This is a genomic window from Paenibacillus sp. FSL H3-0321 (assembly GCF_038002865.1).
GTDB lineage: Bacteria > Bacillota > Bacilli > Paenibacillales > Paenibacillaceae > Paenibacillus_AQ.
Genome location: NZ_JBBODH010000001.1, coordinates 5,914,395 through 5,928,020 on the forward strand (window position 1 = coordinate 5,914,395; position 13,626 = coordinate 5,928,020).

Below are 13,626 nucleotides of genomic sequence, written 5' to 3' on the forward strand. Positions count from 1 at the left end.
TGGAGAGCGATTCGTTTATGAAAGTACAAGGAATAATATTAGACTGGGCCGGAACGACGGTCGATTATGGATGTATGGCTCCCGTGCATGTGTTCTTCGATATCTTCCGGATGATTGGGATCGAACCGACGATGGAAGAAGTCAGAGCTCCAATGGGGTGCTTAAAACGGGATCATATCAAGATGATGCTGGAAATGCCGCGGATTCGCAGCCAATTTGAAGAAAAGATGGGGCGTCCATTCACCGACAGCGATGTGGATCAGCTGCATGATGCTTTTGAACCGAAGCTGCTAGGAATCTTACATCGTTTTGCTGAACCTATTGAGCATGTTGTCGATACCGTGCAGCAGCTTAGAGAGTCAGGGTTACGAATTGGCGGGACGACAGGATATAACGACACCATGATGCAAATTGTCGCAAGCAGGGCAGAGATGAACGGTTACGCACCAGATTATTGGCTGACTCCTGATTCTGTCCATGGCAGAGGGCGTCCGTATCCTTATATGATCTACGCGAACATGATTCATCTGGATATGGGCATGACTTCTCAAATTGTAAAAGTTGGGGATACGAAATCAGATATGCAAGAGGCAAGAAATGCCGGAGTATGGGCGGTTGGCATCGTTAAAGGCAGCTCCATATTAGGTTTGACGCAGGAAGAAGTGAATGAGATGGAGCCGGCGGCTTTGAAGCTTCTAGTTGAAGCGGCTAAGCAGCAATTTATCGAGTATGGAGCGCATGATGTTATTGAGGATATGTCTCAGCTGCCTGCTCTCATTGAAACGATTAACAGCCGTTTGCTGGGAGGGGACAGCCCTCATGGATATTAAGCCTTATCAGAGAAGTGAAGGAGACATTAATCTATCGGCAGAACGCGAGCAATGGCAAGAAACGAATTTAAGCCGCCACACTAGAGAAGTTCTAGAAGAAGACAGCCGCTACTTTCTGCATCAATCGATGTCAACGCCTTGTTTGAATGTAATTACAAATGCTGAAGGCATCTATTTAGAAGATCTGGATGGCCGCAAATATATGGATTTTCACGGTAACAGCGTACATCAGGTTGGGCATAAGAACAGTTATGTTATTGATGCGGTCAAGAAGCAATTGGACGAGCTGCCTTTTCTGCCGCGGCGTTATACGAGTCCGGTTGCAGTTCAATTAGCACGCAAGCTCGTAGAGCTGGCACCTGGTGATCTGAATAAGGTGCTATTCACACCTGGGGGTACTAGTGCCATTGGAATCGCGATGAAGCTTGTTCGTAAAGCGACGGGAAACTTCAAGACAATTTCTACTTGGGACTCTTTCCACGGGGCAAGCCTAGATGCGATTTCTATAGGAGGAGAAGGTGTATTCCGAAACCATATGGGACCCTTGCTGCCGGGAACAGAGCATATGATGCCTTATAATTCCTATCGCAGCTTCTATGGGGATTCCGATCCTGACGGCTCGAAAACCCTTGATTATCTGGAATACATGTTGAAGCGGGAGGCAGATGTCGGGGCAGTTATCATGGAGACGGTACGCAGCACAGATGTGCAGATTCCGCCGAAAGCGTATTTCCAAAGATTACGTCAAATATGCGATCAATCCGGTGTTCTGCTTGTGCTGGATGAAATTCCAACAGCCCTCGGGAGAACCGGCAAAATGTTCGTTCACGAGCATTACGATATTGTTCCGGATATTGTGGTTATTGGCAAAGGGCTTGGGGGCGGATTATTTCCAATGGCGGGCATCATTGCACGTGAAGGCTTGGATGTGGCTCATGATATTTCCCTCGGGCATTATACCCATGAGAAGAGCTCGGTAGGTTGTGCCGCTGCTTTGGCGACAATTGAATATATTGAGCAGCATGGATTGCTCGAACATGCGGAGCGAATGGGAGTTTATCTGGAGCGGGAGCTGATGGCCATGATGAATAGACATGAGGTCATTGGGGATGTCCGGGTGATTGGAATGCTCGCTGCGATTGAGCTGGTTACCGATCGCCAAACGAAGAAAGAGGCGGTAGAAGGGGCAGAAAAGGTCATGTACCGCTGTATGGAGATGGGACTGAGCTTTAAGGTTTCTAATGGCAACGTGTTAACCTTGGTACCGCCCTTAATTACAACTCAAGAGCAGCTGCAGCATGCCCTCCAGTGTATTGAAACGGCGATCTCGCAAGTGTTTCCACGTCAAACAACATGAAAACATAATAAAACAACATGAAAACATATATTTAACGTGGAATTAATTCTCTTATTACACTCTAATCTTATACTAATATGGTACTAGATTATAAAAAATGGGATGAGGGGAAATGGAGATGCGGACCAAATTATCCATGCTATTTGTAGTATTGCTAGGATTGACCGTGGTATTGGGAGCATGTAGTGCGAAGAATAATACGGGGAAAGAAACAGCTTCTGCGGCAGATGTTCAGAATAAATCTAATGCACCGAAGGATGCCAAGACAAAAGAAATTATTAAAATCAGTGTAGGTGAGGACGATTACGGTGCCCGGATGTCAAACTATGCCGCTGCTTTTAAAGCCTTAAATGAAGAGCTGACGGCACAAGGCAAAAATGTAGAAGTAGTTGCCGACATTTTGCCGGCTGTTGGTGATGATGAACTTGTTCTACAAGCACAAGCCGGCCAATACCGCGATATTTCTATGAATTCAAGCCTGGATATTGGCTGGGAACTGGATGCAGGACTTATTCAACCCATTGATTGGCTGAAGGAGTCGGAGGTATTCAAAACTCTTCCACAAAATCTATGGGATATCATGGAATACCAAGGGCATGTATACGGTGCAATTCAGGATATGGACGCTTCCCCTCTGTATATAAACAAAACAGCTTTAAAAACACTGGGTTGGTCTGATGCGGATATTGAAGGACTTCCGGATCGGGTGCTTAAAGGGGATTGGACGATGGAGGATATGCTGAACATTGCTACTGAAGCTGTTGAGAAAAAGGTGACGAAGTACGGCTTGGTGAGTGATGGGCTGGACAACATCAGTGTTCAGGACATCAACAACCAAATGATGGGCTTTGAGCCTTACGATCAGGAACAAAGTAAAGTGATTTTCGATAAAAAGGGCATTACAGATACTTATAGTTTTTGGGAGAAAGGAATTAAGAGTGGTGCCATTACGAAAGACTTTGCCGCATTGGAAGATGTGGGCTTCGGATATTTTGTTAACGGAGATGTCATGTTTTTCATTGGAGGTACCGGATCATACAATAGTATGAAGGAAGCTTACGGGAAAACGGATAAGGAATTCGAGGATTGGTTTTATGCAAACAGTACCTTTACTCTAATTCCGGCTGGAAGTAAGGGCGGGGAGCCGGGTTCACTGGCCTATCCGCGTCTGTATTATGTCAGCTCCAAGGTAGATGAGCAGAAAATGCCTTATGTTCAACGAATCATTGAATTGGCAATGGCTCCAAACTTACAAATGGACCACACCATAGCATCAGGCAAACTGCCGGTAACAAAATCGGGACAAGAAGATCCGCGGTTTAGTGATTTGAGATTTTTACATGATGTAGCGTACATGCTGGATTATACCAAGGTACGTCCGCCGCATCTTGCCTACCCTGATTATTTGAAGCAGCAAATTAAAGGTCTTGAAGCAATCATGGTTAATGGTGCGTCGGCAGAAGAAGCCTATAAGTTATTCGAAGAAAACTATAAGCAAAATGTGGATCAGGACCAAGTCATTTTCAGATAGCCGGCAGCAACACTTTCGATAATAGAAGAAACAACGGCTTGCATAGTGCAGGATTGTAAAGTCCTCCTATGGCAAGCCGCACATATGAGAGAGGAAGGGGCCAATGAATTTAGCCAGATTGAAGAAAAAATCTTACCCCTATCTGTTTTTGGCGCCGTTTGCGATCTTAACTTTATTATTCTTTGTCATTCCTGCATTTGCGACTATATGGATGTCCACAACAAATCTAGATCGTAAGATGAAGGCGGATTTCATCGGGCTGGGGAATTTCCGGCAAATCCTTGCAGACATTAATTTATGGCCGATCATTAAGATAACCCTGATTTATGTATTTTTCTCCTTAATCCTTACCGTCGCTTTCAGCTTGCTCTTGGCGATTTGCACACAGTATCTGGTGAAAAATAAAAGAATAGGTGCCCTTTATCGTGTCATATGGCTCATTCCGAGCACCATGCCTGGCTTAGTGTATGTTGTATTCTGGAAATATATATTCAACCCGACACCAGGAGGATTTGCGAATAAAGTCATCATGTACTTTGGTCTGGAACAACCGGTATCCTGGTTCAATGAAGCAGGACTATTAATTATTATTGTTGCCGGAGTCATTTCAGGTGCCTCGGGTGGCATGATTCTGTTCTCGGCTTCGATCAATTCAATTCCCGAAGATATATATAAAGCAGCAAGGGTGGATGGAGCCAAAGACCGTTCTATTATTAAGGACATCATACTTCCTGCATTAAAATGGCCGATTATGTACGTTACGGTGACTTCGACGATCGGATTGTTTGCAAGCTATAATTTTATTTTGCTTGCTACGGGAGGCGGTCCCGTGTTTGATACCACAACGTTGGCTCTCTATGGTTATCAGCAGGCCTTTAATCGGTTGGAATATGGATATGGCGCTGCTATATCGGTCATAGTGGTCATTATTTCACTTCTGCTAACCCTGCTGTTATTTCGGATATTTGATTTCAATAAACTGATTCGTCCTCCCCGGATAGAAGACTAACCATACTAGATAAGAGTGGTGAAACCCTGTGAGCTTATGGAAATTCAGCAAACGGAATATGATTCATTTCTTCATGGTCCTGTTAATGCTGCCTATCATTTTTATGATCATTTGGTTATTTGTATCATCGGTATACAACTATAATTCAGGGAGATTGTCTTGGGAGAATTGGCAGTTTTTAAGGAGATCTTTTGTACTTGAAGGAATAAGTTTTCCGATGATTTGGCCGATTGTGATGAATACGGTTGTGTTTGGGCTGCTCATCACGGTGATTGACCTTCTGGTCGCTGTTCCAGCAGCGTATGCCTTTTCCAGGTTGAATTTTGTTGGCAAAGGATTTGCTTTGAAATTTCTGTTTATTATGGGGTCCTTTCCCGGGATTACATTATTGATTACAAGCTTTTTTATAATGATGTACTTAGGGCTGCTCAACACTGTATTTGCAGTTGTTGTGCTGTCTGCAGCAGGAATGATTCCTTGGCATGTGTATATTCTGAAGGGGTTTTTTGATGAAGTCTCCTGGGACTTGGAATTCTCCGGCATGATTGACGGGTGCAGCCGTTTCAAATGTCTTTATCAGATTATTCTGCCGAATATGCTGTCGGGCATTTCAGCGATCGCCATCTATGCTTTTATGGGGGCCTACGGGGAATGGCTGCTAATCAAGCTGTTTATTTTCGATAACACCAAATTGACGCTTGCCGGTTACCTGGCCAAACTGATTTTTACAGATGATGATAAGGTTACAAATATTGGGCTAATTACAGCTATTGGACTCTTCTATACCATTCCAATCGGCATATTTTATCTATTCACCCAACGGACGATGATGAAGGTGACCATAGGAGGTTCCAAAGGCGTATGATAAAACTAGAGGGAATATCGAAGAAGTTTGGCGATTCAACAGCGCTGGAGAATGTCAGCTTGGATATTAAGCGGGGTGAGTTTGTCGCGCTTCTAGGGCCATCCGGCTGCGGTAAATCAACCACGTTAATGATCCTGGCCGGACTTCTGCAGCCTACGAGCGGAAAGGTATATTTTGACGGGAAGATCGTAAATCATGTGGAGCCTAAGGATAGAGATATCGGGATGGTATTTCAAAGTTACGCGCTCTATCCGCATATGACTGTCCTTGATAATATTGCATTTCCATTAAAGCAACGGAAAGTGAAGAAAAAAGAACGTCATCAAAAAGCCCAAGAGATTGCTGCAATGCTGCAAATTGATCAATTGACAGACCGGATGCCAAGCCAGCTCTCAGGCGGACAGCAACAGCGGGTAGCGATGGCCCGGGCACTTGCTAAAGACCCCTTGTTCCTGCTGCTGGATGAACCTATGTCAAATCTGGATGCCCGCTTAAAGGTTGATGTCCGCGACGAAATCCGGCGCCTGCAGCTGAAACTGGGAATCACAACAATTATTGTGACCCATGATCAGGAAGAAGCGATGGCGGTGGCTGATAAAATCGCGATCCTGCAAAATGGGAAAATTCAGCAGTACGGTACACCGGACGAGTTATTTATGAAACCTGTTAATTTGTTTGTCGCACACTTTATGGGGAATCCGCCAATGAACATCCTGAAATGTGATTTGCTCCGCAACGGAAATGAACGTGTTTTGCGTGGAGACGGCTTTGACTATAAGCTTTTATCGACAAAAAAATTGAATACTGAATTTAAAGGAACAAAGGTATCCCTAGGGGCAAGGCCTCATCATCTTCAGATTTCCAAAGTACAGCTGGAGAATAGTATTCCGGCGAAGGTCGTGCTGGTCGAACAGCTTGGGCGGGAGAAATTGATCAAGGTCATGTTGGGCGATAATGAAAACACGACAAATTTTATTCGTATATTAAGCCCTTCGGATCTAAATGTGTCGTATAATGAACGTGTTTATCTTACACTAGACTCTGAGGCTATTCATATTTTCGATGAAGAAACCGGCAAGGTCATCACCTAATACGCAAGATGAATTTTGAAACTATGTTAAGGGAGGGAGCAAGTTGTCGCTTGCTGGGGAGGATAGAAAGATCAGTATTATGAATCTGCTTAATGAGAAGGGCAAAGTAATTGCCAGAGAGCTTTCTTTGCTCTTTGAAGTTTCAACGGAAACGATACGAAGAGATCTCGATGAGCTGGAAAAAGAAAATAAATTGAAAAAAATATATGGCGGTGCGGTTAAGTTCAAGGTGGGAATGGAGCCTCCGCTTTATGAAAGAGAATTATTAAACGCTGAAGCCAAGAGCAAGATCGGGCTTCTCGCTGCGGAGTTAATTGATCACAACGATGTGATTATAATAGATGAAGGAAGTACAGCTCTGCAAATTATTCATTTTTTAGAGGGCAAGCATAATGTAACGATATTGACCAACTCTATACCAGCGATGATGTTACTGATAGAAAATAAAAAACGCGGGGCCTTCGACGGTAAAATTATTTTGATAGGCGGAGAAGTCAACGTAAAACACTTGCGGGTATCCGGTCCGATTGCTGAGAAAATTATGGAGGATTTCTATGTCAATAAATCCTTTATTTCTGTGGATGGTGTTTCCTTGGAGTATGGGATCACAAGCTATGACTACGAGCAGGCGGTACTGACCAGGGAATTAATTCGTTGTTCAGAGACGGTGATTGTAGTTGCAGATGAGTCGAAAATCGCTAAACGAACATTAGCCAAAATTGTTGACTTTCATGAGGTGCATGTTATCGTTTCCGATCAGGCGCCTCCAAACGGTTGGATTCCGAAGCTTAAGGATAGCGATGTCAGATGGATCCATCCTTAGGGCTGGAAATCATAAGTTTTTAATGAATGAAACCTTAAATTACGATCTGTAACAGATTGTGGTTTGAGGTCATTTTTTTTGGCCTTTCTAGAGCATGTCTTCAAACTGGAAGAGCTCTGGGGAAGCAGGGATTTAGTATTGAAAGTAGGGGACCTAAAAAGTCCGCAGCGGGTTCGTTTACTCGAGGGACGGACTCAGGAGGCGCTATAGAGAGTAAAACACTTGTTTATTCTCTTATGCGGACCCAGGCGACCTTATCTGCTCTGCATTCTATCTAAAAACGGCCAGCAGGGAGAAATAACTGCGCTGGAGTCCGTTTTCCTACTGTAACAGGCTGAAAGCCCCAATTAAGTGCAACTCGGTCCGTTCGTGCTCAGAGCCAGGAATACACTTTCCGGACGCACACACGCCTTCTGAAAAAGAACGAAGTCTTAGAAACACCGAGACGTAAGCCTCCACCGAAAAAACTGCCTAGTGGCGAAACGCCTTTCTCCGCGTGTGATCAGAAAGTGCTACTGTACCCATGATTCCTTAGGGCATACAGCAGCAGGTTTTGGCGGGGAAGCGGTTTGAAGACACGCTCTAATCTATCACGAGAAATCCACCTTTAATTTCTTCTTCATCTTACCTATAATTACATAAAGAGGGTTATGGTGTGAGTTTCAACGAAAGGAGTTTAATATGAAACAGGATTGGAAAGCGGTTCAGATCATCATAGTAATCTTAATAGTAACAGATGGATTTAAAAATTTTTATAATTTAACAAGTGAAACCCAATCAATCGGGTTCAACACTTCATTAACAACCTCTTTCTACTACTTCCCATCTATTCTGCTATCAGTGTGTTTAATCTTTTTTATTGCTTTATTTTTTATTACAAAAAGAAATAGGTTTTACAAATTGTTAAGTGGATCTATTCTTTTATACGGCTTATATACAATTATTTTCACTCTGGTGACATTATCACCTTTATTCAGTGATTACTGGTACATTATGATCATGGGATTATTGTTGGGATTCATCGAATTTACTGTCGGCAAAAAAATGCTCAAAAACTGATTGCAAATATGGAAAGTGGAGGTATACCAAACATTGACGCTAATGATTTCATTTGCGACGCGGATTGTGTTGATCCTTTCATTCCACAAAAAGAAATAGACCGCCCCGACGAAGGATAACGGTCTATCTCTGGCCCATTCCGTAAGCCGCCGCTCTTAATGCGGATTGTACACGGGAGTCGTGTTGACGCACGGCTCCTTTTATATTCTTATCTTATCACACCAAAGAGTATACCTAAAACCCCTGTTATAATAGCCCGTACCTATTTCTCCCGTACAGGCACTTCTAGGCATCTACCTACATACAATAAAAGGACCATGAACCCGTAGTTCTCATTGCTGATCGGTTTCATTGTACATGTGCGGGAGGTGTCGCCAAGTTGCCAGGAATCATAAGCACGATAGCGCTACTGATCAAAGAACTGACGCTGCTGGTATCGTACGTAAGAAACAACGCTTTTCCCCAGCCGCTCTCGGAGCAGGATGAAAGCAAATACTTAGGGATGATGGCTGAGGGCGACGCTAAGGCTCGTAACTTGCTAATCGAACACAATTTGCGCTTAGTTGCCCACATAGTAAAAAAATTCGATAACACCGGCGAGGATATGGAGGATCTGATTTCCATCGGCACGATCGGACTGATCAAGGCCATCGAAAGTTACCGTCCGAACAAGGGTACCAAACTAGCCACTTTTGCTGCTCGATGTATTGAAAACGAAATTTTGATGCACTTACGCAGCTTGAAAAAGACCCGGAAGGATGTATCCCTTCACGATCCAATTGGGACTGACAAAGAAGGTAATGAAATTACACTTATCGATATCCTTGGCTCCGAAGCTGATGATGTCATTAAAGAAGTCGATCTGAAGATTGAAAAGAGCAAGATTTACCGCAACCTCGACATTTTGGACGAGAGGGAGAAGGAAGTAGTTGTCGGACGTTTTGGCCTCGACACAGGCGGTGAAGAACGGACGCAGCGGGAGATCGCCAAGGATCTGGGGATCTCGCGGAGTTATGTGTCGCGGATAGAGAAAAGGGCGCTCATGAAGTTATATCATGAGTTTTATAAGGCGAAGAGGTAAACTTGAATTAAAGGTAGTACCCACTAAGAATAGCGTGTCTAGAAAGCGACTTGTCTACGGATGAGTTGCTTTTATTATTTCAATTAAATTAGATTAGTGTGAAATTATGAGAAAATACTAGGATGTGTCTGAAAACTAAATAACATGGTAAGATTTGAGAAAACGAATGGGGCGTCAAGCACGATTCAAAGACGGTACGAAATAAGCGATGAACAGTGGGAACAAATTAAGGGCATGTTTCCACCCTGCAAAACAGGACGTCCGTCAAAATTAAGTGAAAGAACCATGTTTAACGCTTTTCTATGGATCGCTCGAAGTGGTGATGCCTGGCGCGATCTACCGGAGGGACGCTATGGTTCATGGAAAACGGTCTACAGTCGCTTCTGCAAGTGGCGAGATACCGGACTGCTTGTCGCGATCTTCCAAACTCTTCAGGTCGAACCTGACTTTGAAAACTTGAGCATTGATTCTACATCGGTCAAAGCCCATCAACTGGACCTCTGTCAAGAAAGTAGACGGTCACGCAACGGATTTTTGAGTAAATTGCTTAGCAAAACGAGCTGGAGAAAGATACCCCAGTGCGCCATGCATTCGCTTGCGGTTGTAGTAAAACTCAATGTACTGAAAAATGGCATTGTAAGCCTGCTCCTGGTTTTTGAAACGCGGGTTACAGTAAATGAGCTCCTTCTTTAAAATACTGTGCCAAGACTCGATGCAGGCGTTATCGTAACAGTTCCCTTTGCGACTCATACTGGATTCCATGTGGTACGTCTTCAACTGTTCGACATAATCCTTAGAGGTATATTGAGACCCTCGGTCGGAGTGGTGCAGCAACCCCTCACCAGGTCGCTTGGCTGCGTAAGCAGCCTGCAAGGCGTGCAGGACCAGACTGGTTTCCATATGGTTGTACAAGCGCCACCCTACGATTTCACGCGTGCATAAATCCATGACGCTGGCTAGGTACAAGCGGCCTCCCCGGCAAGGGATGTATGTGATGTCCGTGACCCATACGGTATTGGGTTTGAGCACTTTAAACTCTTGATTCAGTGTGTTGGGTGCGATGGGATTATTATGTTTAGAGTCGGTAGTCTGTACACGGTAGGGTTTAGACACGACGGAGCGGAGCTTCATTTGTCGCATGTACACACTCACGGTGCGTTCGGTAACGGTATAGCCCTCTTGGTGCAGCAGACGGGTGATCTTCGGACTTCCATAACGCTTTTTATGATCGGCAAAATGATACTGGATTCGCTCCATGATCGCTGCTTTGCGGAGTTTCTGTGTGCTGGTTTCTCCCGTCCGCCACTTGTAGTAACCGCTCCTTGAAACGTGTAGGGTGTCGCACATCTTCTCCAAGCGAAACTCGGAGCGATGGTTCTCCATAAACTGGAATCTTAGTTCCTTGGTTTGCTGAAGATGTGCACAGCTTTTTTTACAATCGCCAGTTCTTCTTCTGCATCGGCAAGTTTGAGTTCTTTCTCCTGGAGCAGACGGGTCGCCTCTTTCAACTGTGCTTCGAGTTCTCGTACCCGGTCCATACTCGCCGCCGGTTCATTCTTCAGCTCCCGATATTGACCCATCCACTGATGCAGCGTACTTTGCGGGATGTTAAGCTCTTCCGCTAAGTCGCCTAAGGTCTTCGTCTGTTCTTGAATGAACTTCACGGTTTGCTTCTTAAACTCTTCGTTATACCGTTGTCGTTGTTCTCCCATGTGAACACACCTCCGTTGCTATCATTATCGGTCCGTCCGTTAACGGGTGTCCACTATTTATTCTAATTGCACAAGATTTAATTTAAAGCAATCTTGTCAAAGCCTACAAAATCACATCTTTTTTTAAAAATAGGGGGTACACTTAGTGGCTGATTTAAGCGCAATGTTACGAATATGGATTATGTTACCTATAGTGTGCACGGTTCACTGATGCAGAAAGAGACCTTTGGGAGTTGGGACAATGTCTTGCATAGACGTGGCTTCGAGGGAGCGGTGAATGATTTTCTACTTTGTCTAAAGCGACCGAATGATTGCCAGATTAGTGCCAGACAAGTCATGGAAAGCCATAAGTTGGCAGAGCGTTTAATTCGTTCCTGACGAGAGTAGTAGTAATAACTCGGGATAAAGGAGCAAATGAGTATGGGCATAATTCATTCTGTTATTTTTTCTTTAACACACGAAAAAGGGTCATCCGAAGAAATTCAGTTTTTGGAAGAAGGAAAATTAAAACTAAGTTCAATACCATGCGTAAATAAATTTCAGGTTTTTCGCCAAGTAAGCCAAAAAAACGAATATGATTTTGGTTTTTCTATGGTATTTGAAACTCAATTGGATTATGAAGCTTACAATGTCCACCCCGTTCATATTGATTTTGTAGCCAACCGTTGGGACACAGAGGTCAAACAATTTATGGAAATAGATTATAAAGAAATCTAATCAAACTAAAAAAAGTGCGGCGTCGATGTGAGAAGAAACGGTGCTATTTAATGATACCTCTACTACCAGGATGAGTAGTTTATATGGTTTGTGGCTTGCAGCTAACTTGGCGCGATGATCACTTCCATTTGGACTAGTTCTTTGAACCAAATATATGAACGAAAGAATGTGGGCTTTTCAAATATCTTTACTGTATTGTTCTCCGGTGTCACAGAACTAATTATGTTTGGTTATGTTTTGAGAACATATCCACGTCTCTCGTTCAGAGTATGATAAAGAAGTTAGAGATACTATTGATGGTAGAAATGCGTCAATTCCATTCCATACATTCGTACAGTAGAGGAAACAGCGAATGGCTTGGAAATTGGTTATAAGGTAGCGATTTCAAGAGCATCTTAATTGATGTTGAATTCCCTGGAAAACTGGACACCGTATTACCTGAAGGGGTTGAAGTCGAAGCGAACGAACATATGTATTCCTTGATTATGCATATAAGGTGGAAGCTGTACATGATTAATCATTTGAGCAAGTAAAATAACGATACAATAGTAAGAGTCGAGATGTTAGTGGCTCGACTTTTACTATTTTTAGTATGCGGTACTGGTTCATATATCAAGAAGGCGGCCTTGTTAAATATCATGAAGCAGTAAATACCTCTTTCAATTTGGAGGCCATAAGATGCCAAGACTCCTCGATAACTTCGACAACTACCTCTCCGTTACGAGTAAATCCATGATCAATTCCCACGTACTGCCTATACGTAACCTTAATGCCGGCTTGTTCCAATTTCGTTGCATAAATTTGTCCTTCTGTAGCAAGGGTATCTAGTTCACACGTAATGACTAATGCTTCTGGCAGATTATAAAGAGATTCTGCAAAAATCGGAGAAACTAAAGGATTACAGGCTTCTTCTTCATTATTCATATAAAATGAATTGAACATTCTGGCGATCTTCGCCAAGTTTTCAATAGCATTCGGTTTATGGATAGGGTCTGTATTTAAATCGAGAGGTGCAAAATCGATTATCTGTAAGAGTATGGGGAGCTCGTTATTACGTTGTTGATTTAACAAACAGATAGCTGCTGCCAGGTTACCACCTGCACTGTGCCCACCAATTGCTATTTTATCAGGCTGAATGTGTAATTGCTCATGATTGTCAATAATCCATTTGACAACGTCATAACATTCATTCAGTGCCGCAGGAAATTTGTAGTGTGGAGCAAGCTTATAATCAATGTTGACCACAACGCATCCGACATACTCAGCAATCATTCCGCAAAAAACATCCTCCATATCAGCGCTTCCCAATACGAATCCGCCTCCATGCATATTAAAGTAGACAGGTAAGGGAGAGGAAGGAATTTTGTCTGGTGTAAATATCAATACACGCGTATTTCCAACAGAAGTTGGAATGATTCTTTCATTCTTATGCGCAGATGGTGGAGGTGTCTTTTTGAGCTTAGAAGGATCGATCGAACCGACGAATTGATCAGCCATTTTTTTAGCAATTTCATACTGTTGTTGTTGACTCATTTTGTCCATTATTGTTCA

The 13,626-nt window shown here is 43.4% G+C and carries 13 protein-coding genes and 1 pseudogene; 11 read left to right on the forward strand and 3 right to left on the reverse strand.

The window, feature by feature from the left end; genetic code table 11:
* Positions 1-17 precede the first annotated feature (17 nt).
* The 10 genes and pseudogenes from phnX to MHI45_RS26575 form a co-directional block, all read left to right on the forward strand.
* A complete protein-coding gene (gene phnX / locus MHI45_RS26535) occupies positions 18-830 on the forward strand; it encodes a phosphonoacetaldehyde hydrolase (RefSeq protein ID WP_076114310.1) in 813 nt (270 codons plus the stop codon).
* On the forward strand, positions 820-2,187 hold the full coding sequence (locus MHI45_RS26540; protein WP_341119695.1) for an aspartate aminotransferase family protein: 1,368 nt from the start codon (positions 820-822) through the stop codon (positions 2,185-2,187). The genes phnX and MHI45_RS26540 overlap by 11 nt, the downstream gene beginning before the upstream one ends.
* Before the next feature lie 118 nt (positions 2,188-2,305).
* Complete coding sequence (locus MHI45_RS26545; protein ID WP_341119696.1) at positions 2,306-3,718, forward strand: extracellular solute-binding protein; 1,413 nt, start codon at positions 2,306-2,308, stop codon at positions 3,716-3,718.
* Between the two features lie 103 nt (positions 3,719-3,821).
* Positions 3,822-4,727 carry a carbohydrate ABC transporter permease gene (locus tag MHI45_RS26550; RefSeq protein WP_341119697.1) on the forward strand — a complete coding sequence of 302 codons (906 nt, stop codon included), beginning with the start codon at positions 3,822-3,824 and terminating at the stop codon, positions 4,725-4,727.
* Between the two features lie 217 nt (positions 4,728-4,944).
* Positions 4,945-5,592: a carbohydrate ABC transporter permease gene (locus MHI45_RS26555; protein WP_156130827.1), complete on the forward strand. Its 648-nt coding sequence runs from the start codon at positions 4,945-4,947 to the stop codon at positions 5,590-5,592.
* Complete coding sequence (locus MHI45_RS26560) at positions 5,589-6,683, forward strand: ABC transporter ATP-binding protein (protein WP_341119698.1); 1,095 nt, start codon at positions 5,589-5,591, stop codon at positions 6,681-6,683. The genes MHI45_RS26555 and MHI45_RS26560 overlap by 4 nt, the downstream gene beginning before the upstream one ends.
* A 43-nt stretch (positions 6,684-6,726) precedes the next feature.
* Positions 6,727-7,506, forward strand: a complete 780-nt coding sequence (locus MHI45_RS26565) for a DeoR/GlpR family DNA-binding transcription regulator (RefSeq protein WP_038587416.1) — start codon at positions 6,727-6,729, stop codon at positions 7,504-7,506.
* Between the two features lie 1,074 nt (positions 7,507-8,580).
* Positions 8,581-8,664, forward strand: a complete 84-nt coding sequence (locus tag MHI45_RS35250) for a putative holin-like toxin (protein WP_368665130.1) — start codon at positions 8,581-8,583, stop codon at positions 8,662-8,664.
* 280 nt (positions 8,665-8,944) lie between these two features.
* Positions 8,945-9,646, forward strand: coding sequence for an RNA polymerase sporulation sigma factor SigK (sigK, locus tag MHI45_RS26570; protein WP_038587424.1), 702 nt, complete (start codon positions 8,945-8,947; stop codon positions 9,644-9,646).
* Between the two features lie 144 nt (positions 9,647-9,790).
* Positions 9,791-10,138: pseudogene (locus MHI45_RS26575) on the forward strand (transposase); the annotation flags it as partial.
* Between the two features lie 27 nt (positions 10,139-10,165).
* On the opposite strand, the gene MHI45_RS26580 reads toward MHI45_RS26575, so the two are convergent.
* Together MHI45_RS26580 and MHI45_RS26585 are read right to left on the reverse strand one after the other, a co-directional pair.
* Entirely contained in the window at positions 10,166-11,029 is an 864-nt protein-coding gene (locus MHI45_RS26580; RefSeq protein WP_341119699.1) for an IS3 family transposase, read from the reverse strand.
* A gap of 11 nt (positions 11,030-11,040) precedes the next feature.
* Positions 11,041-11,358 carry a transposase gene (locus MHI45_RS26585; protein WP_076114677.1) on the reverse strand — a complete coding sequence of 106 codons (318 nt, stop codon included), beginning with the start codon at positions 11,356-11,358 and terminating at the stop codon, positions 11,041-11,043.
* A gap of 420 nt (positions 11,359-11,778) precedes the next feature.
* Between MHI45_RS26585 and MHI45_RS26590 the strand changes: the two genes are divergently transcribed.
* Positions 11,779-12,075: a Dabb family protein gene (locus MHI45_RS26590; protein WP_256718300.1), complete on the forward strand. Its 297-nt coding sequence runs from the start codon at positions 11,779-11,781 to the stop codon at positions 12,073-12,075.
* Between the two features lie 636 nt (positions 12,076-12,711).
* On the opposite strand, the gene MHI45_RS26595 is transcribed toward MHI45_RS26590, so the two are convergent.
* Positions 12,712-13,617: an alpha/beta hydrolase gene (locus MHI45_RS26595; protein ID WP_256718301.1), complete on the reverse strand. Its 906-nt coding sequence runs from the start codon at positions 13,615-13,617 to the stop codon at positions 12,712-12,714.
* Between the last annotated feature and the right edge of the window lie 9 nt (positions 13,618-13,626).

What these genes read in the sequence shown, in the direction of transcription:
- phnX (WP_076114310.1), top strand. Translation starts at nt 18, where the DNA reads ATGAAAGTACAAGGAATAATATTAGACTGGGCCGGAACGACGGTCGAT.
- MHI45_RS26540 (WP_341119695.1), top strand. Translation starts at nt 820, where the DNA reads ATGGATATTAAGCCTTATCAGAGAAGTGAAGGAGACATTAATCTATCG.
- MHI45_RS26545 (WP_341119696.1), top strand. Translation starts at nt 2,306, where the DNA reads ATGCGGACCAAATTATCCATGCTATTTGTAGTATTGCTAGGATTGACC.
- MHI45_RS26550 (WP_341119697.1), top strand. Translation starts at nt 3,822, where the DNA reads ATGAATTTAGCCAGATTGAAGAAAAAATCTTACCCCTATCTGTTTTTG.
- MHI45_RS26555 (WP_156130827.1), top strand. Translation starts at nt 4,945, where the DNA reads ATGATTTGGCCGATTGTGATGAATACGGTTGTGTTTGGGCTGCTCATC.
- MHI45_RS26560 (WP_341119698.1), top strand. Translation starts at nt 5,589, where the DNA reads ATGATAAAACTAGAGGGAATATCGAAGAAGTTTGGCGATTCAACAGCG.
- MHI45_RS26580 (WP_341119699.1), bottom strand. Translation starts at nt 11,029, where the DNA reads ATGGAGAACCATCGCTCCGAGTTTCGCTTGGAGAAGATGTGCGACACC.
- MHI45_RS26585 (WP_076114677.1), bottom strand. Translation starts at nt 11,358, where the DNA reads ATGGGAGAACAACGACAACGGTATAACGAAGAGTTTAAGAAGCAAACC.
- MHI45_RS26590 (WP_256718300.1), top strand. Translation starts at nt 11,779, where the DNA reads ATGGGCATAATTCATTCTGTTATTTTTTCTTTAACACACGAAAAAGGG.
- MHI45_RS26595 (WP_256718301.1), bottom strand. Translation starts at nt 13,617, where the DNA reads ATGGACAAAATGAGTCAACAACAACAGTATGAAATTGCTAAAAAAATG.